This window comes from Vibrio sp. Vb2131, assembly GCF_033338535.1.
Lineage (GTDB): Bacteria > Pseudomonadota > Gammaproteobacteria > Enterobacterales > Vibrionaceae > Vibrio > Vibrio alginolyticus.
In genome coordinates, this window is record NZ_JAWOSW010000001.1 from 298481 (window position 1) to 325373 (window position 26893).

General features: G+C 45.9%; 27 protein-coding genes. 15 read left to right on the forward strand and 12 right to left on the reverse strand.

The features are described from left to right. The first annotated feature begins 166 nt into the window (after positions 1-166). The 4 genes from R7E38_RS01270 to R7E38_RS01285 all read left to right on the forward strand — a co-directional run bounded on the left by R7E38_RS01270 (position 167) and on the right by R7E38_RS01285 (position 4853). Complete coding sequence (locus R7E38_RS01270; protein ID WP_064355001.1) at positions 167-877, forward strand: ABC transporter ATP-binding protein; 711 nt, start codon at positions 167-169, stop codon at positions 875-877. Beyond that, positions 864-3374: an ABC transporter permease gene (locus tag R7E38_RS01275; RefSeq protein ID WP_064355002.1), complete on the forward strand. Its 2511-nt coding sequence runs from the start codon at positions 864-866 to the stop codon at positions 3372-3374. Before R7E38_RS01270 ends, R7E38_RS01275 begins: the two co-directional genes overlap by 14 nt. Further along, complete coding sequence (locus tag R7E38_RS01280) at positions 3374-4483, forward strand: lipocalin-like domain-containing protein (RefSeq protein WP_226082707.1); 1110 nt, start codon at positions 3374-3376, stop codon at positions 4481-4483. The genes R7E38_RS01275 and R7E38_RS01280 overlap by 1 nt, the downstream gene beginning before the upstream one ends. Before the next feature lie 103 nt (positions 4484-4586). Further along, positions 4587-4853 (forward strand): DUF2999 family protein, encoded by a 267-nt coding sequence (locus tag R7E38_RS01285; protein WP_004746427.1) that lies wholly within the window; start codon positions 4587-4589, stop codon positions 4851-4853. 81 nt (positions 4854-4934) lie between these two features. Here R7E38_RS01285 and R7E38_RS01290 read toward each other — a convergent pair whose 3' ends face one another. Together R7E38_RS01290 and R7E38_RS01295 are read right to left on the reverse strand one after the other, a co-directional pair. Next, a complete protein-coding gene (locus tag R7E38_RS01290) occupies positions 4935-5522 on the reverse strand; it encodes a GNAT family N-acetyltransferase (protein ID WP_225477252.1) in 588 nt (195 codons plus the stop codon). Between the two features lie 91 nt (positions 5523-5613). Continuing rightward, entirely contained in the window at positions 5614-6477 is an 864-nt protein-coding gene (locus R7E38_RS01295; protein WP_226082706.1) for a helix-turn-helix domain-containing protein, read from the reverse strand. Between the two features lie 184 nt (positions 6478-6661). Between R7E38_RS01295 and R7E38_RS01300 the strand changes: the two genes are divergently transcribed. Next, the gene (locus R7E38_RS01300; RefSeq protein ID WP_226082705.1) at positions 6662-7561 is read left to right on the forward strand and encodes a GyrI-like domain-containing protein; all 900 of its coding nucleotides are present in this window, start codon (positions 6662-6664) and stop codon (positions 7559-7561) included. A gap of 299 nt (positions 7562-7860) precedes the next feature. After that, positions 7861-8958, forward strand: a complete 1098-nt coding sequence (locus R7E38_RS01305; RefSeq protein ID WP_226082704.1) for an ElyC/SanA/YdcF family protein — start codon at positions 7861-7863, stop codon at positions 8956-8958. Positions 8959-9011: 53 nt separating this feature from the next. On the opposite strand, the gene R7E38_RS01310 is transcribed toward R7E38_RS01305, so the two are convergent. The 3 genes from R7E38_RS01310 to R7E38_RS01320 all read right to left on the reverse strand — a co-directional run bounded on the left by R7E38_RS01310 (position 9012) and on the right by R7E38_RS01320 (position 10290). Continuing rightward, positions 9012-9347 carry a type II toxin-antitoxin system RelE/ParE family toxin gene (locus R7E38_RS01310; protein WP_020195558.1) on the reverse strand — a complete coding sequence of 112 codons (336 nt, stop codon included), beginning with the start codon at positions 9345-9347 and terminating at the stop codon, positions 9012-9014. A 13-nt stretch (positions 9348-9360) separates the two neighbouring features. Further along, positions 9361-9603: a type II toxin-antitoxin system Phd/YefM family antitoxin gene (locus tag R7E38_RS01315; protein WP_005383516.1), complete on the reverse strand. Its 243-nt coding sequence runs from the start codon at positions 9601-9603 to the stop codon at positions 9361-9363. Between the two features lie 264 nt (positions 9604-9867). Next, complete coding sequence (locus R7E38_RS01320; RefSeq protein WP_064369558.1) at positions 9868-10290, reverse strand: organic hydroperoxide resistance protein; 423 nt, start codon at positions 10288-10290, stop codon at positions 9868-9870. A gap of 137 nt (positions 10291-10427) precedes the next feature. Between R7E38_RS01320 and R7E38_RS01325 the strand changes: the two genes are divergently transcribed. The 3 genes from R7E38_RS01325 to ahpF all read left to right on the forward strand — a co-directional run bounded on the left by R7E38_RS01325 (position 10428) and on the right by ahpF (position 13652). Further along, the gene (locus R7E38_RS01325) at positions 10428-10886 is read left to right on the forward strand and encodes a MarR family winged helix-turn-helix transcriptional regulator (RefSeq protein ID WP_064369557.1); all 459 of its coding nucleotides are present in this window, start codon (positions 10428-10430) and stop codon (positions 10884-10886) included. 305 nt (positions 10887-11191) lie between these two features. Further along, the gene (ahpC, locus tag R7E38_RS01330; protein ID WP_005374632.1) at positions 11192-11749 is read left to right on the forward strand and encodes an alkyl hydroperoxide reductase subunit C; all 558 of its coding nucleotides are present in this window, start codon (positions 11192-11194) and stop codon (positions 11747-11749) included. 334 nt (positions 11750-12083) lie between these two features. After that, complete coding sequence (gene ahpF, locus R7E38_RS01335; RefSeq protein WP_318081646.1) at positions 12084-13652, forward strand: alkyl hydroperoxide reductase subunit F; 1569 nt, start codon at positions 12084-12086, stop codon at positions 13650-13652. Between the two features lie 249 nt (positions 13653-13901). On the opposite strand, the gene R7E38_RS01340 is transcribed toward ahpF, so the two are convergent. Beyond that, the gene (locus R7E38_RS01340) at positions 13902-14471 is read right to left on the reverse strand and encodes a hypothetical protein (protein WP_064369556.1); all 570 of its coding nucleotides are present in this window, start codon (positions 14469-14471) and stop codon (positions 13902-13904) included. Between the two features lie 229 nt (positions 14472-14700). Between R7E38_RS01340 and R7E38_RS01345 the strand changes: the two genes are divergently transcribed. Further along, positions 14701-15120: a VOC family protein gene (locus R7E38_RS01345; RefSeq protein WP_005374615.1), complete on the forward strand. Its 420-nt coding sequence runs from the start codon at positions 14701-14703 to the stop codon at positions 15118-15120. A gap of 78 nt (positions 15121-15198) precedes the next feature. Here R7E38_RS01345 and R7E38_RS01350 read toward each other — a convergent pair whose 3' ends face one another. Together R7E38_RS01350 and R7E38_RS01355 are read right to left on the reverse strand one after the other, a co-directional pair. After that, positions 15199-15738, reverse strand: coding sequence for a CAP domain-containing protein (locus R7E38_RS01350; RefSeq protein ID WP_017634523.1), 540 nt, complete (start codon positions 15736-15738; stop codon positions 15199-15201). 127 nt (positions 15739-15865) lie between these two features. Next, positions 15866-16822 (reverse strand): LysR family transcriptional regulator, encoded by a 957-nt coding sequence (locus R7E38_RS01355; RefSeq protein ID WP_017820076.1) that lies wholly within the window; start codon positions 16820-16822, stop codon positions 15866-15868. A 126-nt stretch (positions 16823-16948) separates the two neighbouring features. On the opposite strand from R7E38_RS01355, the gene R7E38_RS01360 reads away from it, so the two are divergent. From R7E38_RS01360 to R7E38_RS01370, 3 genes are all read left to right on the forward strand, one after another. Next, a complete protein-coding gene (locus R7E38_RS01360) occupies positions 16949-17635 on the forward strand; it encodes a DJ-1/PfpI family protein (RefSeq protein WP_005374612.1) in 687 nt (228 codons plus the stop codon). Positions 17636-17755: 120 nt separating this feature from the next. Continuing rightward, positions 17756-18286: a sigma-70 family RNA polymerase sigma factor gene (locus R7E38_RS01365; protein ID WP_255209459.1), complete on the forward strand. Its 531-nt coding sequence runs from the start codon at positions 17756-17758 to the stop codon at positions 18284-18286. A 166-nt stretch (positions 18287-18452) separates the two neighbouring features. Beyond that, the gene (locus R7E38_RS01370) at positions 18453-19148 is read left to right on the forward strand and encodes a VC0807 family protein (protein ID WP_005383527.1); all 696 of its coding nucleotides are present in this window, start codon (positions 18453-18455) and stop codon (positions 19146-19148) included. 73 nt (positions 19149-19221) lie between these two features. Here R7E38_RS01370 and R7E38_RS01375 read toward each other — a convergent pair whose 3' ends face one another. Further along, a complete protein-coding gene (locus R7E38_RS01375) occupies positions 19222-20214 on the reverse strand; it encodes a zinc-dependent alcohol dehydrogenase family protein (RefSeq protein WP_213897465.1) in 993 nt (330 codons plus the stop codon). A gap of 88 nt (positions 20215-20302) precedes the next feature. Next, entirely contained in the window at positions 20303-21118 is an 816-nt protein-coding gene (locus tag R7E38_RS01380) for an AraC family transcriptional regulator (protein WP_226082824.1), read from the reverse strand. Between the two features lie 111 nt (positions 21119-21229). On the opposite strand from R7E38_RS01380, the gene R7E38_RS01385 reads away from it, so the two are divergent. Continuing rightward, positions 21230-21922 (forward strand): MOSC domain-containing protein, encoded by a 693-nt coding sequence (locus R7E38_RS01385; RefSeq protein WP_213897464.1) that lies wholly within the window; start codon positions 21230-21232, stop codon positions 21920-21922. A 66-nt stretch (positions 21923-21988) separates the two neighbouring features. Here the strand turns inward: R7E38_RS01385 and R7E38_RS01390 are convergent, their stop codons facing one another. Beyond that, positions 21989-23227, reverse strand: a complete 1239-nt coding sequence (locus R7E38_RS01390) for a DEAD/DEAH box helicase (protein WP_054575374.1) — start codon at positions 23225-23227, stop codon at positions 21989-21991. Positions 23228-23491: 264 nt separating this feature from the next. Continuing rightward, positions 23492-24493, reverse strand: a complete 1002-nt coding sequence (locus tag R7E38_RS01395) for an arginine deiminase-related protein (protein ID WP_033906610.1) — start codon at positions 24491-24493, stop codon at positions 23492-23494. A 404-nt stretch (positions 24494-24897) separates the two neighbouring features. On the opposite strand from R7E38_RS01395, the gene R7E38_RS01400 reads away from it, so the two are divergent. Continuing rightward, positions 24898-26748 carry an ABC transporter ATP-binding protein gene (locus R7E38_RS01400; protein ID WP_158173299.1) on the forward strand — a complete coding sequence of 617 codons (1851 nt, stop codon included), beginning with the start codon at positions 24898-24900 and terminating at the stop codon, positions 26746-26748. Positions 26749-26893 lie beyond the last annotated feature (145 nt).

The window sequence follows — 26893 nt, forward strand, 5'->3', positions numbered from 1 at the left end:
CATATCCCTTCCTCATTTAATCTCTTCCCTCTTCTTTTCAGTACAAGTTATTAAGAAATCGATGTAAATCGCTGTTTTTATCTGATTGTTGTCTAAAGTTTCTAAAGAACGAACTGCAATAGCGATTGCCAAAAGAAACGACACCTTTTTAATACAGGGAGAGGAAATGGAAAGCCCACTTGTCACACTCAAACACGCCAGCAAAAGCTTTGTTGATGGTAAAGAGACACACCGCGTGTTGGAAGGCGTCGACTTCACGTTGAACACAGGAGCGAGTGTTGCGCTGACAGGCGCAAGTGGCAGCGGCAAAAGTACTTTACTCAATGTCATCGCTGGCTTTGAGCCACTTTCCGACGGCGAGTTGTGGTTAGATGGTGATAACACAGCGGCTTGGAAAGACCCACAATGGAGCCGATTTCGACACCAAAAACTCGGTGTTATCTTCCAGCAATTCAACCTATTAACGCCACTCAACGTGCAGCAAAACATCGCCTTCCCTCTGCATTTGAATCAACAGAAATGGAACGACTGGTGCGATTATTTGGTCGAGACTCTGAGCATCAGCCAACTGCTCGATAGACATGTTTCTGCCCTTTCCGGTGGTCAACAACAACGAGTCGCTATTGCGCGCGCCTTAGCACACAAACCTAAACTGCTACTTGCTGATGAACCCACAGGTAACCTCGACCAAAAAGCGGGGTTAGAAGTGATGAAGCTACTCAGTGAAATCACCACCCAAGGCAATACGGCAGTGCTGTTAGTCACCCACAGCCCTGAATGCGCTGAGTTTATGAAAACACGGCTGCGATTGGATAACAGTCAGCTACAGAACAGCCATCAAGTAAACAAACATGAGCTTCACCATGAAGCAAACTAAGCCATCAAACAACAGATTCACTCATACTCGACTCGCCCTGAATCTGTTTGCAGCGCACTATCGGCAGGCGCCACTGCAAGCCGCCGCGATTCTGATCGGTATCGTGTTGGCTGTGACCTTATTCGTTGCGGTGCAAGCCATCAACCTCAATGCCAAACGAAGTTATGCGGAATCTACCGAGCAGCTTAGCGCACAAGCTCAGAACTTAATTATTCCACCAGCAGGGCAAAACTATCTGCCCGAGTCTCTTTATTTCACCCTTAGACAAAACGGGCTCAGTGCAGCACTACCTGTAATCGAAGGGCGAGTGAGAGACGAACAAGGGCGTCGCTGGTCAGTGCAAGGTAGTGAGTTGATTGCCGCAATTTCCTCACGTTCGCGCTATTCGTCAGAAAACCAACAAAACGTGTCTTTGTTCGACAGTGCTTTACCTTTACCTGAGCTTTTGGCCGGTAAGCCGATCGTGATGATGAGCCAATCTCAACATCAAAACTTAGGGGAAGTAGAAACCCTAACTCTGGATGACATTCCAACCCAAGTGGTGGTGCTACCAGACGAATGGCAGTTAGGTAGCCGAATGTTGATGGACATTGGCTTTGCCCAGCAACTGCTCAATAAACAAGGGCAGCTCAGTTACATTGCAGTTTTCCATTCGGGTGATAAAGGGGATAAAGACACGCAGGCAAATTGGCAGAAGCTGATTAGCGATCAAGGGCAATGGATTTCCAATAACCAAAGTACAGACCTTGGTTCGCTGACCGACAGCTTTCACCTCAACCTCACCGCAATGAGCTTACTCGCGTTTTTAGTCGGGCTGTTCATCGCTTACAACGGCGTAAAGTACAGCTTGCTGAAACGCAATCGGCTGTTAGTGCAAATTCAACAAGCGGGTGTTGCGCCGAGCATTGTGTTCTCTGCGCTGTTAGTTGAACTCACTATTCTCGTTACCATCGGTGCTTCCCTCGGTTTTGTCTTGGGCATGCAGCTTAGCCATTGGTTGCACCCGACCGTGGCGCTGACATTAGAACAACTTTATGGCGCGACACTGCTGCCCGGCACTTGGCAGTGGCAATGGTGGGCGCAAGCCCTGCTGCTCACGTTAGCCGCCACCCTGTTGGCGTGTTGGCAGCACTTTAAACAGCGAGTGCGCCAGCCGCTCTCCTCTCATGGCGGATTTTATCAAGCACCTGAAGCTTCTAACGAAAACCAATTGTTCGTGATAGGTGCTGCGTTGACGACTCTCGCACTCGCAGGGTTATGGCTGAGTGAGCATCACCGCTTCACCATGGCGTGGCTCGGCGTGCTTGTGGTATCGATTCCTTTGTACCTACCCAAAACACTCAGCGTGTTAGCCAATTGGTGTGAAAAGCGCACCAATTCCGGTTTGATGCAGTATCTGTTTGCTGAGCTGCGCGAGCTGATTTCTCCGCTTTCTCTCGCCATGATGGCGCTGCTACTCGCCGTTACTGCCAATATGGGGATGAACACGCTAGTTGGCAGCTTTGAATCCACCCTAAAACAGTGGTTAGAACAAAGGCTACACGCCGACATTTACGTCAGCCCTGCCCAAGGAGAAATCGCTGATGTAGAGCGAACATTAGGGCAGTTCGACAAGGTTGAGACCGTCTACAAGCAATACTACGTCGACGATAATCTGCAAGGCTTACCGATTTTGCTTGGCACCAAAGACAAAGACACCTTAGAGCAAACCATGGTGTTCAAATCGCATTTGGAGAACTTCTGGCCGCGCTTTTACCAAGGTGAGTTAGTCGCTATCAGTGAGCCAACCGCGGTCAAACTGGGTTTATCACTGGGTAGCGAGCTCACGCTTGATGCCGTTCCAAATAAGAACCTACTTGTGGGCGCGGTATTCCATGATTACGGCTCACCCAACGGTGAAGTCTTATTAGCACCAAAGTTATGGCAAGAGAGCGGGTTTACCGACCTGCCAACAAGCCTCGGCATTAAAGTCTCGGGTGACCCACAAATCGTCTACGAGCAACTGCGCGAGCAATTGAATCTGCATCCAAGTCAGCTCTACGATCAGGCGCAAATCAAATCCATCGCGTTGGATATATTCTCGCAGACCTTCGCCATTACGCGTGCGCTCAACGGCGTGACGTTGATGGTCGCGGTGATTGGCTTGTTCAGTGCTTGTTTTATGTTGCTCGACGCGCGCAAAGCCGCCATTGCAAGGCTGTACGCACTTGGTGTTAGTCGTCGCAAATTAATGACCATGGTGGTCGGACAGATCGTTGCTTTGGTCAGTTTTACTCTGGTTATCGCCCTGCCCCTCGGAGCCATGGTGGGTTATGTGCTGACAGACATCGTCACCCTACGCGCTTTTGGTTGGAGCTTAAATTATCTGTGGAATTGGAGTGATGCCCTCAGCATTGCGGCGATCACCATCTTGGTGGCAGTGATTGCAACCTTGATTCCACTGTGGCGATTGGTCAGCAAGCCTGTCGTGTCCAGTTTGCAAAGCGAGGTGTTGTGATGGTTCGATTGGTAAGCAAACTTACTCTACTTATAAGCAGCTTATTCCTGTTCGGTTGTGAAGACCCCCAACAAAAAAATATGGGCACGTTGCTGGGAAGCGGAGATACACAAAGCGAGAGCAACCTATTCACTCCCGTAGAAAAAGGGATTGAACTCACCTTCCCAGCAGACCATCAAGCGCACCCAAACTTTCGTCATGAATGGTGGTACTTAACCGCTAACGTAATTGATGAAGATGGCAACCCACTTGGCGTTCAATGGACACAATTTCGCTTTGCTGCTGCGCCGCCAACGGACGAAGATGACGTGAAGAAAACCGAGTGGCAAGCTCAACAAATCTACATGGCGCACAGCGCAGTCACGACCGCGGACAAACACTACGCCGATGAAAAATGGTCGCGCGATCAAACATCCCTCGCTGGCGTCGACACTTCACCATTTCGAGTTTATCTCGATGATTGGCAGTGGACCTCTTCAACCAACGACCTCTTCCCTGCCACATTGAAGGCGAACTCCGAACAGTTTGGCTATGCGCTGACCCTTACCAGCAGCGCACCTTATCAAAAGCAAGGCGAGCAAGGGTACAGCACCAAAAGTGCCGATGGTCAGGTGGCTTCGTATTATTACAGCCAACCGTTTATTGAAGTCTCCGGTGAGGTCACTATCGACGGAGAAACCCATCAAGTATCCGGCAAAGGTTGGATAGATCGAGAGTGGAGCTCGCAATTCTTACTCGACTCACAACAAGGCTGGGACTGGTTTGCCTTAAGGTTGAGTGACGAGACCAGTTTGGTGGTGTTCCAATTGCGGGATTCTAAAACCGGAGCAGCCGGTTACTCCAGCGCAAGGCTGATGCAGCAAGATGGCTCTGGTATCGCTATCCCACAAAAAGACATTCAGTTAAAGGCGACCAAGCAAACAGAAATCCAAGGGCGAAAGTATCCAACCCAGTGGCAAGTGTCGATTCCTAACCAGCAAATCGAGCTTACGGTTTCGGCACTCAACCCGAGCGCGAAAATGCCACTTTCGGTGCCTTACTGGGAAGGTCCAGTGCGAATTAAGGGCTCTCATTCTGGGACTGGTTATATGGAACTAACGGGGTATTGAAAAGTTGAGTGATTACCCCAATTATTCAGCTAGTACAAACACAGGTAACCGAGTGATACACTGCACCTCAGTGTCATCCAATGAATGATTAAAAGGAAATGCGATGAACCCGATTATTGCGCTGCTAAAAGAGAACAACATCAGCGATGAGCAAATCAACGAGATTTTTCAGACTCTGACGCAAAACCCTCTAGCGGCAATGGCAACAATCAGCCAACTAGGTTTGCCACAAGACAAGCTACAAATGCTGATGGCGCAAGTGATGCAAAACCCTGCGCTAATTAAAGAAGCCGTAGACGAGTTGGGATTGGATTTCTCAAAGGTTGAAGAAGCAAAAGAGAAGCTTCAAAGCCAAAACCAAGGCAACTAAGTCTTAGCCATTTAGCGCTGAATATAGAAAAGGCCGTTACCCCGAACATGTGGGTTAACAGCCTTTTTTGTTAGCTAATTATTAGCGATTTAAAGACGCGAATTGTTCTGCGGTCATACCGTAGTAAAGTTTATCGTCAAAGCCTTGCTCTAGTTTGTAGTAGTCTTTCTGACGGCCTTCTTGAGTAAAACCATTTTTCTCTAACGTCTTGTAAGAACCAGCATTAGAAGCGTAGCAATCGGCACTGACTTTATGGGCGTTTAGCTCAGTAAATCCAATCTCGGTCATCATTTGGCAAGCGCGAGTCGCAACGCCTTTGCCCCATGCGCAAGTAGGTAACTGATAACCCACTTCGTAGTTGCCAGTTAAGAACATCACTGCGGTCACCGCACACATTCCCATGTACTGACCTTGTTGGTCACGAATCACGAACGTTGGGCTGTCTGGCCAAACACCTTCTTTGATCGCTTGTGCCGTATTTTCGATAATAGGGCCCAAGAAACCCTCATATAAGCTGTTGTCAGCAGGTGCGAAGAATAGATACTGATTGACCTTATCGTCGTTCAACATCTCGATAATATCTTGTAGATCAGAGCCTTGAATCAGTTGGATAGTCAACGATTCGTTAAATGGGATGGCTTCGCCTTGTTTTAGTTTTTGATATGACATGTGTTACCTCGTTATCTGCTGAAAATAGTAGCCCAGCGAATAAGAGAAAAATTGGATTTTTGCGACAACTTTCGGGCTGATTAGCGATGTATTACGACTCAAAATCGCCATAGATATCGATGGTTAAGTCGCGCTTTTTCAAGTACTTGCTCGGTGTTTTTCTTAGCTGCTGTTTGAGGGTACGAATCAAATGCGATTGGTCACTGAAACCAAATTGCTGTGAGAAGCTCGCCCAATCAATCGCCTCTTGTTGCTTGTAGAGGGTCAAAATCATCTGCTCCAGACGTGCCATTTGTTGATACTGCTTAACACTCAACCCCACCACCTGCTTGAAACTGCGCTCAAGCGTTCTTCGAGAACAGGCGCATTGTTTGGCTATCTCATCAACATCCATCGCTAACTCAGGTGAACGTAGCGCTTGAGCATCCATTACCGACACCGCTTTTTGTGATGCCAAAAACGGTTTGGTACGGCAAGCTTCGATATCTAACGCATCTAGATGTTGTTTGATGTAGTTCAGCAAACATTGCGGTGAATCTTGCAACTCTAGCTGCCATAACCCTTGTTGAAAGCGCTCATCAAAGGCCGTGTTGAGCCAATCAAACCATTCGCATTGGTTAATTGCTGCAACTTGGGATGCCTCAGTAAACCGTGACTCAATGGCATACAAACCCTCTGGGCGAAAGGTGATACCAATACGCTTGATGGGAGCCGTATCTTCCAACAGCAGCAAATGTTCGTTAGCCGTTAATAAATGGCAGCCTTTGCCAGTAAGCTTTGTGTGTCCCGTGTCGTAGCTGTAGCCTTGCTCTGGTGGCGTAAAGAGTAAATGAGCACGCGGGTTTGGGATAAGGTGCGGCTTGGGGTCAATGACTTCACCCTCTGGCACTTCCAAGTACCAAACTTGATGAATGAGCCATTCGTACTCTGGCAGAGACTGTTTCCAAGCTATCATGATTGTCCTAGCGGTTAGTAAAGATAATGGGCGCAACGTTTTTGCTTAAACATCTGCTCGTTGAGTGTGACTGATTGACGCTCATCTCGCCACGCATTTCTCACGCTGCTCCCTTGCAAGCTTGTTGGATTGCGGTAGGCTTTGAGCAGAGAAAACAAGCTGAACAGAACAAGGAAATCCCCCGATGCGCGTCGACTACCACCAACGACTGGTTCCTGTGATTCGTTATTTAGAACAACACTTTAATGAACCACTCAATCTGCCAGAAGTGGCCGCGCTGGCGAACCTTTCTCCTTATCACTTTCATCGCACCTTCAAAGCCGTGCAAGGCGAGACATTGGCTGATTTCATTCGACGTTTGCGTCTAGAAGCCGCCGCCGATGACTTATTCAAATCCAAGCAACCGGTATTAAACATTGCCTTAGAGTACGGATTTTCTAGCTCACAGAGCTTAGCCAAAGCCTTCAAACAACATTATGGCGTTACACCTACGGCCTTTCGCGACTGCGAAAACTACCAGCAGTTTTCTGAATTAGCACGAAACAGCAAGATTGGACACACGTTGCGCAAGAATGGAAACGAAGTAACACCAAGCGATTCATATACTGGCTCTGAACTCACCAAATGGAGCATGACAATGGAAACGCAAAACTTTGAAAAAGCAAAACTGGCTTACATTCGCGTAAACGGCCCTTACGGCCAAGGCTATGAGGAGCCATCAGGTCGCTTGTATCAATGGGCAGGAATGAAAGATTTGGCAGGCAATACCTGCATCTTCATCTACCATGATAATCCTGAAATCACGCCAGACGAGAAGTGTCGCACTGATATCTGCTTGATGGTGCCAGAAGATACCGAAGTTCCGAAAGGCATTGAGCTGCAAGACTTCCCCGGCGGTCAATACGCGGTGATGCGCCAGCACATTACTGACCCGAGCCAATACTCAAAAGCGTGGGATGATGTCATGAGCAAAGTGATTGAATCCGGTATTGAGAACGACGACCGTCCTTGCTTTGAGCTTTACCACAGCTTCGACCCACAAACGCACCATGCAGACGTTAGCTTCTGCACTGCTATCAAATAAACCAAAAGCCTGCATCGTTGCAGGCTTTTTCATTTCTTACTCTGGTTGCTTAAATCCGTTCTTCCAAACGCTGTTTATCTTTTAATCCAATGACTTAGAACACGAACGAATACCTCAGTATTTTCGTGATCCTACTTCGCGTTTTGACCACGCGCGTTCATTCGCTCGGCTGAGTTGGGATTCATTTCACAGATTATTCATGAAGCGAACCTAGACTGAAAAAAACTCCATCGACCCCGTTCGACCTACAACGCTAGGCACAATAAAAACTAGGTACTACAGCACCTCTAGGACATTCCATGAAGAAGAACTTACTTGCCATTGCTCTTGGTAGCGTGATTGCGCTGACTGCTGCCCCATACTCTATCGCGGCTAACGATGCTGCTGTCCAATCTTCCACCGACTACTCACAGATCGTCACTAAACGTCAGGTTGTCGACCAATTGCTGAATGACGCGGTACAAGCATTCAAATCCCCTGCGCGTATCTCGCACGCAGGTTTTACCGCCAAAATGCCGAGCAACATGGAGATTGTCACCGACCGCTTACTAGAAGCCTACAAACTTGAGCCGTACCGCACTGACCTACTGATTTCTGCGGCCAACGCGCAGATCTACAACAAGAATGCAGACCGCGCGATTGAACTGTTTGAACAAGCCCTTTCGGTCGCACCAGACGATGTGGATTTGCACGCTTACTTAGCGGTATGGCAACGCTTTGAGGGCAACCAAGCAGAATCAGCGAAACACATGGCGACGCTCATGAAGCTCAATGCAGGTAAAGCGGCAGACATCCAACGCATCTTCGACACCGTTGACCGCGTACTTGCCACGCCGCTAAAAGAGAAAGCCGACAAAGGCAAATTGGATGACAAAGGCGCAATCGTCACGTTGGGATACGCGCTGAACCCAGATGGTTCAATGCATCAAATCTTGGTTGAGCGTTTGGAAACTACGTTAGCAATGACGAAAGCAAATCCAGACGCATTGATCGTATTGACGGGTGGTGTACCGAAGAACCACAAAACCGAAGGCAAGTTAATGGCAGATTGGCTGATTGAAAAAGGCATCAGCAAAGATCGCATCATTGAAGAAAACTACGCCACCAGCACGGTAGGTAACGCCCTATTCAGCAGCTACGCATTGGCGCGTCATAACATCAAACACGCGACCATCATCAGCTCAGCGAGCCACGTACGTCGTGGTCAAACCTTGTTTGAAATCGCAAGCTGGCAAACTGGCCCGCAAGACATCACTTTTGACACAGTGAGCTATCCAGACAAGCCACTGAAAGACTTAGCCAAAGCCAGCGATGGCGAATTGCTTGGTATCTACCGCGATGCACTGCGTACCTACGGTATGTGGAGCTACCGCTCTTACCCGCTAGAGTCGCGTTAATACACTAGAGCCAGAAAGCAAAAGAGACCGCGTTAATGCGGTCTCTCATAGAATCATTTGAACATGATGCAGTGGTCAATCAATGCGTTTTGTAGGTTTTGTTTGTCACTCAGAATCACTAGAGCATAGATAGTATTTTTGTCACCAATTCGGTAAAGCAGCTTGAATCCATCAAAGCTAAATTGCCGGATGTCGTAAACACCGATTGTTGTCAGTTCATAACAAGGGGGATAGATAGACGGGTTATTCAAAACGTTGTGTTCAAACCTCTGCTGAACCGCAATTAATCTATCAATCACATCGTTGCGAGCGCTCCAGTTCGATAAATAGTTAATACTCTGAATAGCCGTATTTTCAAAGGTTTGTGTATAGAGAACTTTTGCTTCCATGCTCGTATCAAACTCAATCTTTGAGTGCTGCTAACGTGCTCTTCATATCTTCTGATGACTTTACACGTTCATTCGCAACATCATTTTGAGCAAAGCTAACAAACTTCATTAAAGCAATGGCTTCATCACGCTTCTGACGTTCTTCATAAGACTCAACGACATAAATAGGCTTACCATTTTGCGTAATCGTCATTGGCTCATCCAGTTCAAGCTTCGCAGCATTCTTTTTTAGATAACTTACCGTTTCAGTGCTCATCACATGACTCCTATCGGCAACCTCGCTGGTGTAACAACAAGCGAATCCAGCCGAACTATACTGCAGGTTTGACCGAAATATTTGAATCAATAGAAAGTGCTAATCACATTCTATTTTTCGTTTAGATTTTGACCTAATCTTGCCAACTATACCTGTGCATTTCGAACAAACCAAATTAAGTTTGAATTTAGACTCCTACTTCAAATATAGAAAAAGCCTGCGTACTTTCAGGCTTTCTTGTCTTTGTGCAGTGATAAGAACCGCTTAAATTGCTTCGCCGTTTACCGTTACTACCACATCAATGTTGCCACGAACTGCGTTTGAGTATGGGCAAACTTGGTGTGCAATGCGCGTTAGTTCTAGCGCTTGTTCTTGTGGCATGTCTAGCTCTACGGCTAGGCTCACTGTTAGTGCAAAGCCGCCGTTATCGTTCGGACCGATGCCCACTTCTGCCGTTACAGGAGCGCTTTTCAGGTTTACTTTACCTTCACGTGCTACGTGCAAAATCGCGTTAGAAAAACACGCTGAATAGCCCGCTGCAAAAAGCTGTTCTGGGTTAGTTGCTGCGCCTGTGCCGCCCATTTCCTTCGGGTATGACAGCTCTAGATCGAGAAGACCGTCATCTGTTTTTACTTGACCATTACGACCAGCCAAAGCGGTAGCTTGAGTTTTGTATAGAGTAGTCATGCGAGTGTCCTTCTTAATTTAAGTTGTGCACAATTTAATTGCTTGCAATCTTATATCGAAGTAAAGATCGTTTGCAACTATATTGTGCACAATTTATTTTATGACTCTCTTTCTCTATGAGCAGGTAGGCAGCGCCAATGAGCCAGTGTTACACCGACAACACCATGACCAACGACGATAAACTCTTACTCGAAAACCAAGTTTGCTTCCCGCTCTACAGCGCAGCAAATGCAGTGATCCGAGCGTACCGCCCGTTGTTGGACGAGCTTGATCTGACTTATTCGCAGTACTTAGTGATGATGGTGCTGTGGGAGAAAGACGGTGCCAGCGTAAAAGAATTGGGGTCACAACTGCATTTGGACTCAGGCACACTCACACCGCTGCTTAAACGCTTAGAAGCAAAAGGCTATGTAGAGCGTGGTCGCAGTGAAACCGATGAGCGCGTTCGCGTACTCAACCTAACAGAGCAAGGTCGTGCCCTTAAAGAGCAAGCTAAGTCGGTGCCAAACGCCATGATGTGTAAAATCACCTTAGAGCTAGATGAAATGATCATGCTGAAGAAGTTGTGTGGCAAAGTGCTCGACAACCTGAGCTAACAAGATAGAAGCATCCGCTTCACCACTTCCTATTAGAAAGAGCCTGCCGAGATGCAGGCTCTTTCGATCTTGTTCAGAACATCCACTTAAGGTCATCATCAGTATTCTCTATTGCTAATCCGCCTTCATCTTCAATAAAACCTATCAATGCAAACCCACTTACATCGGATATGCCTATCAAGTGAAATAGGAAATGGCTATCAATAGGATAGTTACAAGCGATTTTCCTTAAACACACTCCGATGAGAATATACTTTCCGAAAGCAACAACAGCTCAGCTTAAAACATTCAAAGGAAAGTAAATTATGATTAATACTCAAATCAAACCATTTGCAGCTACAGCGTACAAAAACGGCGAATTCGTTGAAGTAACAGAACAAGACGTCCTAGGTAAATGGGCAGTATTCTTCTTCTACCCAGCAGACTTTACGTTTGTATGTCCAACAGAACTGGGCGACCTAGCAGACCACTACGAAGAGCTACAAAAACGTGGCGTAGAAGTTTACTCAGTATCAACTGACACACACTTCACTCACAAAGCATGGCACGACAGCTCAGACACAATCGGTAAGATTCAGTACTACATGCTTGGCGACCAAACAGGCAACATCACAAACAACTTCGGTGTGATGCGTGAAGGTCAAGGTCTTGCAGACCGTGCAACGTTCCTAATCGACCCAGAAGGTACTATCCAAGCAATGGAAATCACTGCTGAAGGTATCGGTCGTGACGCAGAAGACCTACTACGCAAAGTGAAAGCAGCTCAATACGTAGCAGCGCACCCAGGCGAAGTTTGCCCAGCTAAATGGAAAGAAGGTGAAGAGACACTAGCTCCATCACTAGACCTAGTTGGCAAAATCTAAGCCACTGAAATTTAAGTTCTAATCAGTTCCGATTTCCTTTTTCTGATTAGAACTGAATTAGAGAGCACTTCAGGTTAGATACCTTGACGACCTTCTGCCTGATTTGCTCTCTCCCCCTCAGGTTTTATCTACAGTAACCACTTTTTATTACCTATCTGAATAAGTAGGTGTGCAGTAATTGCGTAGAAAAAATCGTTTAGAACCAGGCATAGATTTTCGATAGCTAGTTACTCTAACTACAAAATCTATAACGCAGTTATCAACGATTTTAGCTAGCAACAATGAACAAATACTTGTTTTGATTGGTAACTATTTAATTAAGGTAGTAACAACTATGTTAGACCAAGCGATCCAACAACAACTCAAACAATATCTGGCTAATGTAAAAGAAGAAGTTCGTTTAGTGGTTAGTCTAGATGAAAGCAAAGCATCGAATGACATTTTGTCTCTAGCGAACCAAATCGCAGAGATGAGCGACCTAATCACCGTTGAACGTGACGACAACGCAAGCGCACGTAAACCAGTGATGGCGGTAACTAACCCAGCTAAAGGCACAGCACTACGCTTTGCAGGCTTGCCAATGGGTCACGAATTTACCTCTCTAGTATTGGCACTGCTTCACTCTGGCGGTCACCCAATCAAACTAGAACCAGAAGTGATTGAGCAAATCGCAGCACTAGACAAAGATCTAGACGTAGAAATCTTCATTTCACTGTCGTGTCAAAACTGTCCGGACGTGGTTCAAGCGTTCAACATGATGGCGGCGATCAACCCGAAAGTAAAAGCAACCATGATCGACGGTGGTTTGTTCCAAGATGAAGTGAAACAACGCGACATCATGGCAGTACCAAGTGTATTCGTGAACGGTGAGCTATTCGGTCAAGGCCGTATGTCTCTGACTGAAATCCTAAACAAATTGGATGACGGCGCGAGCGAGAAAGCGGCGAAAGCACTAAGCGAAAAAGACCCATACGACGTACTTGTTGTCGGCGGTGGCCCTGGTGGTAGCGCAGCTGCTCTTTATGCTGCTCGTAAAGGTATTCGCACTGGTGTTGTTGCTAAACGCTTTGGTGGTCAGGTTATGGACACCATGGCAATTGAGAACTTCATTTCGGTAAAACGTACTGAAGGTCCAAAACTGGCAACTGACCTAGCAGAACACCTAAAAGAATACGATGTAGACGTCGTGACTGAGCAACAAGCTGAGAAGCTAATGGGTGCAGCACACACAGAAGATGGTTTGATTCACATCCAACTTGAAAGCGGCGCAACGCTGAAGAGTAAGAGTGTCATCTTAAGCCCAGGTGCACGCTGGCGTGAAATGAACGTTCCGGGAGAGCAAGAGTACCGCAACAAAGGTGTCGCGTACTGCCCACATTGTGACGGTCCACTGTTCAAAGGCAAGAAAACTGCGGTTATCGGCGGTGGTAACTCAGGCATCGAAGCAGCTATCGACCTTGCTGGTATCGTAGAACACGTAACGGTTCTTGAATTCGCAGACGTACTTCGCGCAGACCAAGTGCTTATCGACAAAGCGAACTCACTACCAAACGTAGACATCATCACGATGGCGCAAACAACAGAAGTGGTGGGTGACGGTACTCGCGTAACAAGCTTGAAGTACAAAGACCGCAACACAGACGAAATCAAAGAGATTGAACTGTCAGGTATCTTTGTTCAAATCGGTCTAGTACCAAACACAGAATGGCTAAAAGATTCAGAAGTAGCCCTATCTGAGCGCGGTGAGATTGAAGTCGGTAGCCGTGGCGATACTAGCCTAGAAGGTGTGTTCGCAGCGGGTGACGCAACAACCGTTCCTTACAAACAGATCATCATTGCGATGGGTGAAGGTGCAAAAGCAAGCTTAGGCGCATTTGACTACCTAATCCGTAAGCAAGGTTAATCTCCAAATTTCTTGGACACAAAGCGCACGGTGCTGTGTTTTCTTCCCCGGAAAACCAATCGGGGCACCGTGACAGCGATGAGTAACAAGAAATAAAATCAAAAAACTAGAAGCCCAAAGACTTTGCCAGCAGGTACTAACTGCTGGCTTTTTTGGTTTTTTTTTTGGGGGGGGGGAACAAATTATTACTAGAAATAACAGAGTAAAATAAAGCTGCCGAAATACACTTAGGGTGAAACATTGCGGGCTTTAACTCGTTTCTACTGCTTCAAATATCAGACCTTTTAGCTGACAACGATGGTAAATTTCATACAAACCACCTAATTCATCATTGCAGTAAACACCGCTTCCGTTATTTTCAATCCTGAACAAGCCTCCGGATTTGATTGATTTAATACTCAACACTAATTTTTTAAACCGCTTTACACGACTTGGCTTACCATTAGCTCTTACATTTAACACAGTGCGATCCTTATCAATGGCATCGCAAGTTTTGAGTATGTTTATGGCATACCAACGCTCGCCAGCGACGCGTAATGGCAAAAACTCACAACTGGAATCAAGAGCTTCGTTTATTTGATTATATGCGGACTCAGAACAAGCAAACTCGCCTGCACGCCAGATTGCAAAATCAGGTTTTGTTGTAAGCATGTGGTTATCACTCACCCACTCCAAATCAATAATCATCCAAGTATCAGCGACACGCTCACCACATAACTCCCGCAAATCGCCATCCGAGTATTGTATAGAAATCTCTAGTTGAGTTTCTTGTAAAAAAGGGAAATTCTCAACATCATGATTAAGTGTAAAAACTTTCATCTTTTGCTTACTTAAATCAAACGGTTAACTGGAAGTCCCCATCATGTAACATCTTTCCAATCTTGCACAAGGTTTCAATGATTTCTGTGTGAGCCAACTCTTCAGTGTCAGCTGCCTGACCTTTATAAATGGCGTCTACAAATAAAATCAAAAAAGCCCTTTACCTCAACTTTACTTGAGGTTTTAGCATATTCATCGTTGGCTAGAAAATGACAAAAAGGAGCACATCATGATCCAACTAGAACATATTAACTTAGTCGTGAAAGATATCCCTGAAATGCTGAAGTTTTACCAAACTGCATTTCCACATTGGTACGTGCGTGATGAAGGTAAAGGCGAATGGAGTGGCAAACCAAGAAACTGGCTACATTTTGGCGACGAGTATCAATACATAGCCATGAGTGACCATGGCGAAGGAGAAAACCGCGAGTTGAGCGGGCACCAAGTTGGGCTAGCGCATTTTGCTTATGTGACCAACAACGTCGATGCAATCATCAAAAGACTAACCGATGCAGGTTATCCGATTGCCCAACCTGGTGCTGATGAACCTTACCGCAAAAATGTGTATTTTGTTGACCCTGCAGGTTTTGAGATTGAATTTGTTGAATACCTGGCGGATGACCCAAAACTTCGTAACCTGACAAGCTAAAAGAGATGTAAATAACAAAAACGCCAGCAGATAGTGACTGCTGGCGTTTTATTTTATCTATCAGGCTTCTTTATCGCATTAGCGCTGTTTGGCAAAAACCTGAGTCCAGTAATACCCGTAGCGTGCAGAGTGATTTTCGACAAGCGACGCGCCCATCTGATCAAAATCCGCACTCATGATATTAAGGCAGTGACCTTCACTCGATAACCAAGCATTAATGACGGCGTTAATGCTGCTTTGCCCTACGGCGACATTCTCACCAATGGCGCTCCAAGCATAGCCCGTTGCGTTAACTCGATCTGACATCTTGCTGCCATCAGAGCCTGTGTGGCTCATGAAATCGCTGTTCGCCATGTCGCTTGAATGTCGATAAGCGGCGCTTTCCAAATCGTAGCTCCAAGTCAGGGCCCCAACAGGTGGCATGGTGGTTGCGCCACACTGTTGTGTAGTAGAGCGGGCGCTGTTGACCGCTGCAAGCATCTGCTCGGCAAATGTGCCTTGTGACGATGTGGAACCTGTGTTTTGTGAGCCGCTTTCTGCTGGGGCTGACGACTCCCCGTCGCCGCCACATGCGCTGAGAAGTAGGGCCAAAGCAGGCACTAAGATCTTAGTTGGCATTGTCTTTCCTTTATGAGTGACGAAGAGCAAACTGCGCTTTTCGATAATAACGCCCAATAAACTAACAAAAACCAATAAAAGCACCATATAGCTTAGGGGTTTTTAACCAAAGACTCACATGAAGTTTTCAATCGCCTTGGTTCGGTCGATAAATCGGCAACGTTTCAGCCCAAGTATGGAATGGCGTTTCATCCATATCCTGTATTGCTTGAGTGATAAAATCGATGAACACCCTCACTCGGGCAGGCACATATTCCCGGTTGGCATAGAGAAGATACACGCCATTTCCTGCTTGGCGCATGCTTGGAAATATCGGCACTAAACGCCCCGCTTTAAGCCAGTCTCTCGCGATAAAATGAGGGATCTGAGTTAATCCTAAGCCTTCTGCGCAAAGCTCTGCCATGGATTCACCGTCATTTACAATATAGTTTCTTTCGGGGTCATATTCACTCGCACCGTCTGGTTCTGGCATCCGAATCGGCAACAGTTTCCCCGTTTGTTTAAAACGAAAACGAACCCAAGAATGGTCATTGAATACATCCGGGCCACTCGGAACACCATGGCGCGCTAAGTAATCCTGACTGGCACAAATGATAAAATCGATAGGGCTGAGCTGACGCACAATCAATTGACTATCGTGAACGACACCAGAGCGAATCGACACATCAATACCTTGCTCAATAATATCAACGTAGGCGTCATCGTAATGAATATCGATAGTGATGTTAGGGTAGCGGCGGCAAAACTCTTTTAATAAAGGACGAATATAGAGGCGACCGTACGAGACTGGCACATTAATCTTAAGCTGCCCTGAAAGCGCATCATTGTGACTTTTTAATGAATCCTCACATGCCGCCAGCTCCTCCAGTACAAACCTAGCAGTATTTGCGTACCTACGACCAGCTTCTGTCAGGCGGCTCTGTCGCGTAGAACGTTGAAAAAGCTGTATACCCAAATCGCTTTCAAGACGATGTATGGCTTTACTCACGGTCGAAGGGTCAGTGCCATACACTTTGGCAGCCGCAGCAAAACTACCGCCATCTAAAGTGGCAATAAAAAATCGTAGGGACCGTATCTTATCCATATAACCAATGAACTCTATTCATGAATTTTATTCACTTTAGTAAAGACCAAGTGGCTCTTCAATCACTAATTAGCCTAAATATAATGAACCTCAATAACTTGATGCTCTGTTAGCGAGGAAAAAACCATGGGTAAAAACGGATTGAAGAATGCACTACAACTATTGATAGCGACACTAGTCCTATTCTTTGGGGTGCTTCAAACAGCACATGCCGCAGATAAACGAATTGGTATTCTGGTTTACGATGGCGTACTGACCTCTGATGTTACTGCGCCTTTAGAGGTCTTTGGCGTCGCAAGTCGTCTCACTTGGTTTAGTGATTATGACGTGCTCACCATTTCCGTCTCCGATCAGAAAACCATCACCACTGAAGAAGGATTAAAAATTGGTGTGGATGCTTGGATTGGTGATCTGCCGGAACTCGACGTATTGGTTTTAACATCCAGCTATGACATGGATGCACTAATCGAAAATAAAGATCTCATTCACTTTATTAAAACTACCTCAAAAGCGGCAGATTGGATGGCAAGTAATTGCTCTGGCGCGTATTTGTTAGCCGAAGCTGGCCTTTTAAACGGCAAAAAAGCAACAACTTGGGCCGGAGGTGAAAACGGCTTTCAAAGAGATTACCCTGCAGTCAAAGTACAAGTCGACCAGAATTTTGTCATTGATGATGGCGTTATCACTTCGAACGGTAGCCTAGTTAGCTATCAAGCTGCTCTTAAGCTACTTCACCTTATGACTTCAGAGTCTAAAGCTCAGGAAGTCGCAGATGCCATCCAGTACTCACGTTTTTCCAACCAACCATTTTAAGCGTGTAAGAAAGTAATCAGAGCCACCCTTCGATATTTCGAAGGTTAACTCTTCGAATTTGTCTTCCTAATCGAACAACCCTTTTTATCACTGTAAAAGCGATAAAAAGGGTTGTCGTTCATCTGGCAGACACAACGTGCTCTCCAAACTTTTTATCTTAATGCTATGGAAAAACATAAACGTTACGAAGCACTGACGAAAGATCGATACCAAGAGATTTACCGTCTCGCGTATTGGTTATGCAAAGATCACCACCTTGCTCAAGATTTAGCGCAAGAAACCTTTCTGAAAGCGTGGCGATTCTTTGATAAATTAAATGACCCCAACGCCGCGAAGTCTTGGCTCATTACTATTTTGCGTCGTGAGAATGCTCGGCGCTTTGATAGAAAACAGTACGATTTTGTCGACATTGATGAGTGTGCAATACAGACAAAAACCTACCCTGGCAGTGACTACGACATGGCCCAAGATTGGCTTCAAAAACAAATGATGATTCTCGAACCCAAATACCGAGAGCCGTTGCTCTTGAGCTTAGTGGCTGGGTTGAATCATGATGAAATTGCCCAAGCCTTGAGGCTCAACCACAACACAGTGGCGACTCGATTATTCAGAGCGCGTAATCAGATCATCGCACAGAAGGAGAGTCATTAAGACACAAAAAGTAGTCAATCATGTAAACTAACTGGCTATGCTCCGGTCTATTTCATAAGTCGTTACACAACTCGACGCTTTAACGCTTTACATCAAGCGCGACTAGATGAACACTTCTTGTCAAAGTACAATAACAGCCGACATAGAGTAGAGTCAGTAAAACATTATGAGTAACACGACGGCGAAAAAGCCGAATCCCTTATTTGAAATCCTTTTCAACGTATTTATCCCTTCCTTCATTTTGATGAAGTTTAGTGGCGATGAGCATCTAGGGACAGCAATGGCGCTGGTTGTCGCTTTGCTATTTCCTATCATTTATGGCGGTATGGACCTTGTCCGTAACAAGAAATTTAACTTTATTTCTGCTCTGGGCTTTATCAGTGTTCTACTAACTGGTGGCATCGGCTTGTTAGAGCTTGATACACGCTGGTTAGCACTAAAAGAAGCCCTGATTCCTGGCCTGATCGGTTTAGCGGTTTTGGGTTCAACGTTTACCCGCTACCCACTGATGCAGAAGTTAGTACTGAATGACACAGTGTTGAATCTCGCGTTGATTAACCAACGTTTAAAAGAAAATGGTAAAACCGATGCGTTCGAACGTTGCCTTATGTCTTCTAACTACCTGTTTGCAAGTACTTTTGCGTTCTCATCTGCAATGAACTACTTCCTTGCGACTTGGATTGTGACTAGCCCTTCTGGTACTGCTGCCTTTAACGAAGAGTTAGGGAAAATGACGCTGTACAGTTACCCAATGATTGCCATCCCAAGTATGTTGATGATGTTCGGTATTTTTTATTACATTTGGCGTCAAGTACGTGCGATGACATCGCTCGAAACAGAGCAAATCTTCCATCTAAAATAGCCCAATCATTACAAGTAAACCCATAAAAAAGGGAGGATTTTATCCTCCCTTTTCTCAACAGGCTCACTGTAATTCACAGCGTCAAAATGATTTTTCCTGACACTGCTGACGAGCGTCGCTCAACCATTTCAATCGCTGTTTGAAAGTCCTCTAACGGCAGATAATATGCAACGTTTAACTTTATGTCGCTGCTAATAAAATGTTCTAACATTTCAGCGAACACCGTCTTTCTCCCGCCTTTACCTACCGATTCTTCCCAATACCGCAAAAAGAATGTACTAAAGTCGATGTTGTTGGCCTTCATCGATTCAAAAAACTCAGGCGTATAAGGCGTTAACGACAATGTTCCGTAGTTGATGTATTGGCCGTTTTCTTTCAAGGTACGAATAAGATCCGTGCCAGCCTCACCACCTATCGCGTCCAGAGCGACCGTTGGTTGTGGCAGTTGGCGCGTTTGCAGCTGCGCTTGTAAGTCTTTCTTCGCGTCCAACACTGGAATGGTATCGTACGGATACTCGTCTCGCTTTGAGGTCACAGCAATCAGTGCAAAACCCAGTGAATGGGCGAGCTGGGCAAATATCTTACCGATCGCTGACCCTGCCGCATTGATGATCACCACATCACTTTTGTTCAACTTAGCCACTTTAGTGGTGATCACCCACGCGGTTAGCGCGTTGATGTACAACTGGCAGGCATAGCCGTTATCCAAACTTTCAGGTAGCGGAAAAAGATTCTCGGGCGAAGCATCGATGTAGTATTGCCAAGTACCACTCATCGCCACCAACACTTTTTGCCCAACTTGAAGGCCAGCGTGACCGACAGCACTGACTTCCACCACACGCCCAACCGCTTCAAATCCCGGCACGCGAGGTGGTACGTGAACGCGGCGGTATTGCCCAACACCATGAATGGAAAGCAAGTCACTTGGGTTAATGTTTGTAGCTTCGAGTCTCACCCGAACCTTGCCCTGAGCAAGCGGTTTGAGGGGCTCTTTTTCCAACGACAGCGACGTTTTGGGTTGACCAAAACAGAATTGATTCACTCGAGTATTTATCGTTGGTGCCATTGTTATTCATACCATGTAATTGAAATTCAAAAAGGAAGTTTCGTAACTTCTACTCAAAAGCATTAAGTGAAGTCGAAGCTCTGTATTTCTACCTGCGCGATGCGCCGTTCACTCTAAACTGTTGTGGCGTCATATCAAAATAGGCTTTAAATGCTTTGATGTAGGATGAGTCGTTTTGATAACCCACTAGGTCTGCAATGGCTTGGATTGGCAACGATTCATCTAACAAAGAAAGCGAGTAAATTAGCCGAATTTGTTGCCGCCAAAGCAGAAATGAAGTGTTGAATTCCTTGGCGAACAACCGTGATAAAGTACGCTCCGATGCCCCAATTTTCTCCCCCCACTCTTTTAGCGAACAGCTTAACGCGGGCTCGTCAGTCAATTGCTCGAAAATCAGTTTTAGTCGTCTGTCTTGTGGTAGCAATAACTGAAATGTCTGCACGTTGCTTTTCAAAATTTGATCATGCAACACCGCCAGCAAATGCAGCACTTCTTCGTGGCTTGTCTCACCTTCACACTGTCTGCGGATCTCTTGTAAAAGCTCATTTAAAAACGGCGTTAAAGCAATGGTTCTCACTTGTGGCTCGTACGTTGCGCCAAACTCAGGGTTGAGGTAAATGCCAACAAATATCGTATTGCTTAGAGCAATCGACTCGTGTTGAACACCCGCAGGAACAAATAACGCAGAGGTGTGCGGAACCAAATGCTGATAATGCTCAGTTTGTGTTTGCAATAACCCTTTGATAGGAAAGATGATTTGATGCCAAGTGTGTTGATGCAGCGAATCAATGTAACCTTTTGGCATGTCGATGGTTTTCACTAAAACAGGAGAATGGGGATTCGCGGCCATCATCTCATTGGAAGTGACGACGCCTGACTTCGAATCAATTTGGCGAGCTAGCATTGTTAGTTGTCTTTTCATCCCTACACCGACACACGTTTACTAGGCTATCATGCTCCGCATCGCGAATGAAGGTAAACACTTTATCTCTCATTCAAATAATAAGGAGGTTATATGAAGAAGATCGGCGTCGTAAAAGCTGTGCTAGCAGGGAAAACCGTCCCTTATGCTCATGGAGCGCAAAGCGCAATCAACAAACAAGTGCAGCCTGAGCGCCAGCATGCAACAGAGCTCGGTTTTATCAGTGATGAGCAAGGTGATCCGCGCTTTCATGGTGGCATTCAAAAAGCGCTTCATATTTACCCAAGCGAGCACTACCCAATCTGGCAACAAGAATTAGGCGAAAGAACCATTTTCCAATCCGCCGGCGGCTTTGGCGAAAACATCAGCTCCAAAGGCGTAACCGAATCCACGATTTGCTTGAAAGATAAAATTCGCATCGGCTCAACACTACTGGAAGTGTCGCAAGGTCGTATGCCTTGTTGGAAACTTAACGTACGCTTTGACCAACACGACATGGCGAGAAGACTGCAAGATACGCTTCGAACAGGCTGGTATTTCCGAGTGCTGGAAGAAGGCGATATCGGTGCAGGTGACGATATTATTCTGTGCGAAAGACCTTATCCAGAATGGCCATTGGCTCGCATCATGGGTGCGGTTTTCACTGGCTGTTTAGATAGAAAAGAACTCTCTAAGCTGTCTGAACTGCCGTTAGTCGAGTCTTGGGGCAAGCTGGTCGAGCGCCGCCTAGAAACCGGCGAAGTTGAAGATTGGGAAATGCGCTTGGTTGGCCCAACTGTGAGTTAACACCCCAAAGTAAAATTTTAAGCCACGCTCTGAACCAACTATGCCGCCAGAGCGTGTTTTTTTGGTTTACTTCGCACTCGGGGCTGGGCGTTTCGACTTACCTTGGAACTGCTTAATGCTCTTCTTAGCATGAGTTCGGCGGTTGGCTTTTTTATCGCGTGGCGCGCGTTTGCTCTCGCCAGTTGATGGCTTATCCGTTACTGGAAAACCAACCAGATCTTGCACTAGCAATGCACGTTGAGTCAGGTGACGAATCGCGTTTAGTGCGTCCATTTCACCATGACAAACCAATGACACCGCCACACCTTGTTCGCCTGCGCGAGCGGTACGTCCTACTCGGTGAACATAAGTTTCTGCATGCATTGGCAGTTCAAAGTTGATCACTACAGGTAATTGCTCAATGTGAATGCCGCGCGCTAGTAGATCAGTGGCAATCAACACCTGAATTTGCCCAGATTTAAACTGCGCCAGTGCTTCTTCTCGCTCTGCTTGGCTCTTGTCACCATGCAGTGCATTGGTTGAGATGCCCGCTTTGTTTAGCTTTTTCGCTAAGCCATCAGCATTCTCTTTCGCACCAATAAAGACTAACGCCTGAGTCCACGCGTTTTTTTGAATCAGTTCAATCAATGCCTTGGTTTTACTGCCTTTATTGACCATGTACAACGTTTCAACGATGTCTTGATTCGTGCTGTTTTCTTGATGCGCTGCAACTTGCTTTGGTGCCTGCATAAGCAGCTTCGCTTTACCCTTCAAATCATCTGAAAACGTCGCCGAGAACATTGCGGTTTGACGCTGGTTTGAAATCAGCCCCGCAATATTTTGCACGTCAGGCCAAAAGCCCATATCCAACAGACGATCGGCCTCATCCAACACTAGGTAATGGATATTGCTTAAGTCTAAACCGTTGTTTGCCAGATCAACCAAACGACCTGTCGTCGCGACAAGGATATGAGGATTTGTCGCTAGCGCCTGCTGTTGTTGCTCTTTATCAACGCCGCCACACAAACACACTGCGTTGAGTTCAAGAACTTGACCAACTTGGTTAATTGCTTCACTCACTTGCATTGCCAGCTCACGAGTTGGCACAAGAATCAGCGCTTTTTGCTCTGGATTGACACCCAGCTTTTCCAACAAAGGCAAACCATAAGCAAGGGTTTTGCCGCTGCCTGTATTTGCCAAAGCCAATAGATCTTGACCAGCCAACAGCTCAGGAATGGCCAACGCTTGAATATCGGTCGGTTTCTTGAAGTCTTTTGGCAGTGCGTGAATCAGCTCAGAACTCAATGAGAGAGTAGAAAATGGCATTAGCGAAACCTTGTACTTTTGGTTGAAGAGGCAATAAAAACAATGAAGATGCGGTAAAACGCAGGCGCGGACTTTACCACAATCTGTTAGGTGAACCATCCTATTTTAGGCGCTTAAACCAAGCGGCGCCGATGCAAATCTTCAGAAAACAAAAAAGCGCAAAAAAGCCGTTAGTCTGTACTGCCACAGAGCTAACGGCTAAAAACCCTTGAAGAGAACGCTTCGTCAGCCTTTCACTGCGGCTGAAAAGAAATGTGCAGTTTATTAAAGCACAGCTTTACGATTCGGTAAGAACACTTCACCCAACATGCAACGAACCGAACCACCACCAATAGATTCTATGGTAGAAACGTCGAATGGCAGCAATTTACCGTGCGTTGCCAATTGCTTTCTTTGTGCAGGTGAGAATGCATCGTACGCCGATTGCGACATCGCAATCACCTTGTCGCCGTTGATCGTTTCTAGTTGCAGAATGTTACCGCAGAACTGGTTCATCTGATCAAGCGAAATTGAGATGACTTGCTTGTCTTTGGCGAGTGACTTCATTACAAAACGACGCTCAAATTCTGGGATCACTTCGTCACAAATCACGCAAAACTGTTCGCCAACCGCCATCATCACATTGGTGTGATAAATCGGCGCACCAGACGGCAAACGAGTTTGGAAAGAAATCACTCGTTCATAGCCAATACGATCGGCGTAATCTTCTAAAACCAGACGATCACAACGTTGTGAGAGTGCGGCGTAGACCGTTTTATTTAGGTGGTCAAACACCATCACACCCGTGCTTTCTAAATACGCTTGCTCGTCAAGATATTCAGTTAGACTGCTGCGTCGATGAACTTCTCGCCCTGCTTGCGCTAGTGCTGCCACAAGTGCATCGGGACGTACTTCTTTTTGACGGTTTTCACAGGCCATTGGAAAGGTGTACAACGTGCCATCTGGCGTAGTGCTAAACCAATTGTTTGGAAATACCGCGTCTGGCGTTGCAACATCTGAAGTTGGATAATCAAACTCAACAACTTGAACGCCCTCTTGACGCAGCGTTGCAACCATACTCGCGAACTCGGCCATTACTCGACGTGAGACTTCTTCTTGGCTGAGTGACACTTTATGTTGGAACTCATTATCTTGTGCGGTTTCTTCATTAAAACGAAACTCTTTCGGTGGCACCATCACTACGCAGTTTGCGGTTTGGCGCTGAGCACTTTGCGTGCTTTCTTCTTTCCCATTAGCAAATTGGGTCACTGATTCGTGTAATAGCATCCAATACATTCCTTATCACTAGAATGAGGAGATTGTAAATTTATTGTTAACTTCAGTTTTGCTGTTTTGACAATTAATTTAATTGCCTAAAAGTGTTTTTTGCTGCATTAAGTTCATTTTTCCCTAAATTTTATTGTCACTTTGCAGGTTTAAGCTTTTATTGCACCGTGATGAACATGATAAGAATTCATCATAAGAATCAGAACCATAGACAATCACACTCATAACCAACTAGTTACATTTAAGACACAATCGGTTAAACTATTTTTTCGCCCCTCTCGTCAATCGGTCTGCTTTATCGAGGAGCAGGCAAGAAACTCTCATACACGCGGTTTCGTCCAAAGCAGCGTGAATCGATGGATTTAGCCACCCCAAATGGCACTGTTTTAACTTTAGGATGAGTTATGTTTAAACGATTTGAAGGCTTTACAGAGCCGTTCCCCAAATCTACACCGGATCAGCCTCCTTCAGGGATGTTCGCTTTTCTGCGTTATTACACTCGTGGTTATGAAAAGCCTTTGATCATCATGTCTTTGATGGCCACAATTGTGGCTGTTGTTGAGGTAATGTTGTTTGGCGCCATGGGACAATTGGTTGATTGGTTGTCTACCAGCAATCCAGAAACGTTCTTACAAGACAACAAATCGGATTTGATTTTCTACGGAGCCTTATTGCTGGTTGTCATGCCTATATTGGTGATCTTGTACTCGTTGCTCGTTCATCAAACGTTATTGGGCAACTACCCAATGTCTATCCGCTGGCTTGCACACCGGTATTTGCTCAATCAAAGCTTGAACTTCTATCAAGATGATTTTGCAGGTCGAGTCGCAACGAAAGTCATGCAAACCTCATTAGCTGTGCGCGAAACCGTGATGAAAGCTATGGATGTGTTTGTTTACGTTACGGTTTACTTTACCAGCATGATCATTATGTTAGCGACGGCAGACTGGCGTTTGATGATCCCAATGATTGTCTGGCTACTCGCTTACATCGCTATCCAAATCTATTTTGTCCCTAGGCTCAAAGACGTCGCTTCAGCGCAGGCCGATGCACGTTCGACAATGACAGGGCGCATCGTCGACAGTTATACCAATATTCAAACCGTCAAACTGTTTTCTCATAGCCAGCGCGAAACCCAATATGCCGAGCAAGGCATGAAAGGATTTTTAAATACGGTCTATCGTCAAATGCGCCTAGTGACCGGCTTCGACGTCGCTGTAGAGATCTCAAACTATATTTTGGTCTTTTCCGTTGCTGCTTTATCGATTTACCTGTGGTTGGATAGTGCCATTAGCGTTGGCGCGATTGCGATTGCTGTTAGTCTTGCATTGCGCGTAAACGGTATGTCGATGTGGATTATGTGGGAAGTTGGCGCCCTCTTTGAAAACATGGGAACCGTTGTCGATGGAATGAAAACGCTTTCTAAGCCTATTGATATTAAAGATAAACCAGGCGCAAAAGACTTGGTTGTCACTGAAGGAGGCATTCACTTTGATAACGTCAGCTTCCATTACGGTGAGAACAAAGGCGTAATTAGCCATCTCGATCTCAACATCAAACCAGGAGAGAAAGTAGGCTTGGTTGGGCGCTCCGGCGCCGGGAAATCGACTTTGGTGAACTTGTTACTTCGTTTCCACGATGTCGAAGACGGCAGCATTAAGATCGATGGACAGAACATATCAGAAGTCACACAAGACTCTTTGCGCTCAAAGATCGGTATGGTGACCCAAGATACTTCTCTGTTACACCGTTCAATTCGAGACAATATTTTGTATGGCAATCCAGATGCGACAGAAGAAGATTTGCTGAAAGCCACTAAGCAAGCGCATGCCCATGAGTTTATCGAAACTCTGACCGACCCATTTGGTAATGTCGGATACGATGCGCAAGTTGGTGAACGTGGTGTAAAACTGTCTGGAGGCCAACGTCAGCGAATCGCAATATCTCGTGTGCTACTCAAAGACGCACCATTGCTGGTACTGGATGAAGCCACATCGGCTCTGGATTCAGAAGTCGAAGCAGCGATTCAGGAAAGCTTGAATGAATTAATGCAAGGGAAAACGGTTATTGCTATCGCTCACCGATTATCGACCATCGCACAAATGGATCGCCTCATCGTGCTAGATAAAGGCAGCATCGTTGAACAAGGTTCTCATCAAGAACTCATTGCGAATAACGGCATTTACGCCCAGCTTTGGGCGCATCAAACTGGCGGATTTATCGCTGAAGAACTAGACAATCAACACGCTTCTTAACGAGTGATAAGCTCAATAAAAACGGCGCTTTAAGCGCCGTTTTTTATTTAAATCCATGGCTAGATGCTCATATAGCTATTGTGGTTTCTCATATATGAAACACTCTCCATGATAAAGCTCACACTTTTTCTGCTAATATACCGCC

Coding starts and splice junctions, on each gene's coding strand:
- R7E38_RS01300 (WP_226082705.1), top strand. CDS start 6,662: ATGCGCGTCGACTACCACCAACGACTGGTTCCTGTGATTCGTTATTTA.
- R7E38_RS01395 (WP_033906610.1), bottom strand. CDS start 24,493: ATGCTATTACACGAATCAGTGACCCAATTTGCTAATGGGAAAGAAGAA.
- R7E38_RS01380 (WP_226082824.1), bottom strand. CDS start 21,118: ATGCTAGCTCGCCAAATTGATTCGAAGTCAGGCGTCGTCACTTCCAAT.
- R7E38_RS01310 (WP_020195558.1), bottom strand. CDS start 9,347: ATGGAAGCAAAAGTTCTCTATACACAAACCTTTGAAAATACGGCTATT.
- R7E38_RS01285 (WP_004746427.1), top strand. CDS start 4,587: ATGAACCCGATTATTGCGCTGCTAAAAGAGAACAACATCAGCGATGAG.
- R7E38_RS01280 (WP_226082707.1), top strand. CDS start 3,374: ATGGTTCGATTGGTAAGCAAACTTACTCTACTTATAAGCAGCTTATTC.
- R7E38_RS01370 (WP_005383527.1), top strand. CDS start 18,453: ATGAGTAACACGACGGCGAAAAAGCCGAATCCCTTATTTGAAATCCTT.
- R7E38_RS01295 (WP_226082706.1), bottom strand. CDS start 6,477: ATGATAGCTTGGAAACAGTCTCTGCCAGAGTACGAATGGCTCATTCAT.
- R7E38_RS01275 (WP_064355002.1), top strand. CDS start 864: ATGAAGCAAACTAAGCCATCAAACAACAGATTCACTCATACTCGACTC.
- R7E38_RS01400 (WP_158173299.1), top strand. CDS start 24,898: ATGTTTAAACGATTTGAAGGCTTTACAGAGCCGTTCCCCAAATCTACA.
- R7E38_RS01315 (WP_005383516.1), bottom strand. CDS start 9,603: ATGAGCACTGAAACGGTAAGTTATCTAAAAAAGAATGCTGCGAAGCTT.
- R7E38_RS01375 (WP_213897465.1), bottom strand. CDS start 20,214: ATGGCACCAACGATAAATACTCGAGTGAATCAATTCTGTTTTGGTCAA.
- R7E38_RS01325 (WP_064369557.1), top strand. CDS start 10,428: ATGAGCCAGTGTTACACCGACAACACCATGACCAACGACGATAAACTC.
- R7E38_RS01320 (WP_064369558.1), bottom strand. CDS start 10,290: ATGACTACTCTATACAAAACTCAAGCTACCGCTTTGGCTGGTCGTAAT.
- R7E38_RS01360 (WP_005374612.1), top strand. CDS start 16,949: ATGGGTAAAAACGGATTGAAGAATGCACTACAACTATTGATAGCGACA.
- R7E38_RS01390 (WP_054575374.1), bottom strand. CDS start 23,227: ATGCCATTTTCTACTCTCTCATTGAGTTCTGAGCTGATTCACGCACTG.
- R7E38_RS01270 (WP_064355001.1), top strand. CDS start 167: ATGGAAAGCCCACTTGTCACACTCAAACACGCCAGCAAAAGCTTTGTT.
- R7E38_RS01345 (WP_005374615.1), top strand. CDS start 14,701: ATGATCCAACTAGAACATATTAACTTAGTCGTGAAAGATATCCCTGAA.
- R7E38_RS01305 (WP_226082704.1), top strand. CDS start 7,861: ATGAAGAAGAACTTACTTGCCATTGCTCTTGGTAGCGTGATTGCGCTG.
- R7E38_RS01350 (WP_017634523.1), bottom strand. CDS start 15,738: ATGCCAACTAAGATCTTAGTGCCTGCTTTGGCCCTACTTCTCAGCGCA.
- R7E38_RS01290 (WP_225477252.1), bottom strand. CDS start 5,522: ATGTCATATCAAAAACTAAAACAAGGCGAAGCCATCCCATTTAACGAA.
- R7E38_RS01355 (WP_017820076.1), bottom strand. CDS start 16,822: ATGGATAAGATACGGTCCCTACGATTTTTTATTGCCACTTTAGATGGC.
- ahpC (WP_005374632.1), top strand. CDS start 11,192: ATGATTAATACTCAAATCAAACCATTTGCAGCTACAGCGTACAAAAAC.
- R7E38_RS01385 (WP_213897464.1), top strand. CDS start 21,230: ATGAAGAAGATCGGCGTCGTAAAAGCTGTGCTAGCAGGGAAAACCGTC.
- ahpF (WP_318081646.1), top strand. CDS start 12,084: ATGTTAGACCAAGCGATCCAACAACAACTCAAACAATATCTGGCTAAT.
- R7E38_RS01340 (WP_064369556.1), bottom strand. CDS start 14,471: ATGAAAGTTTTTACACTTAATCATGATGTTGAGAATTTCCCTTTTTTA.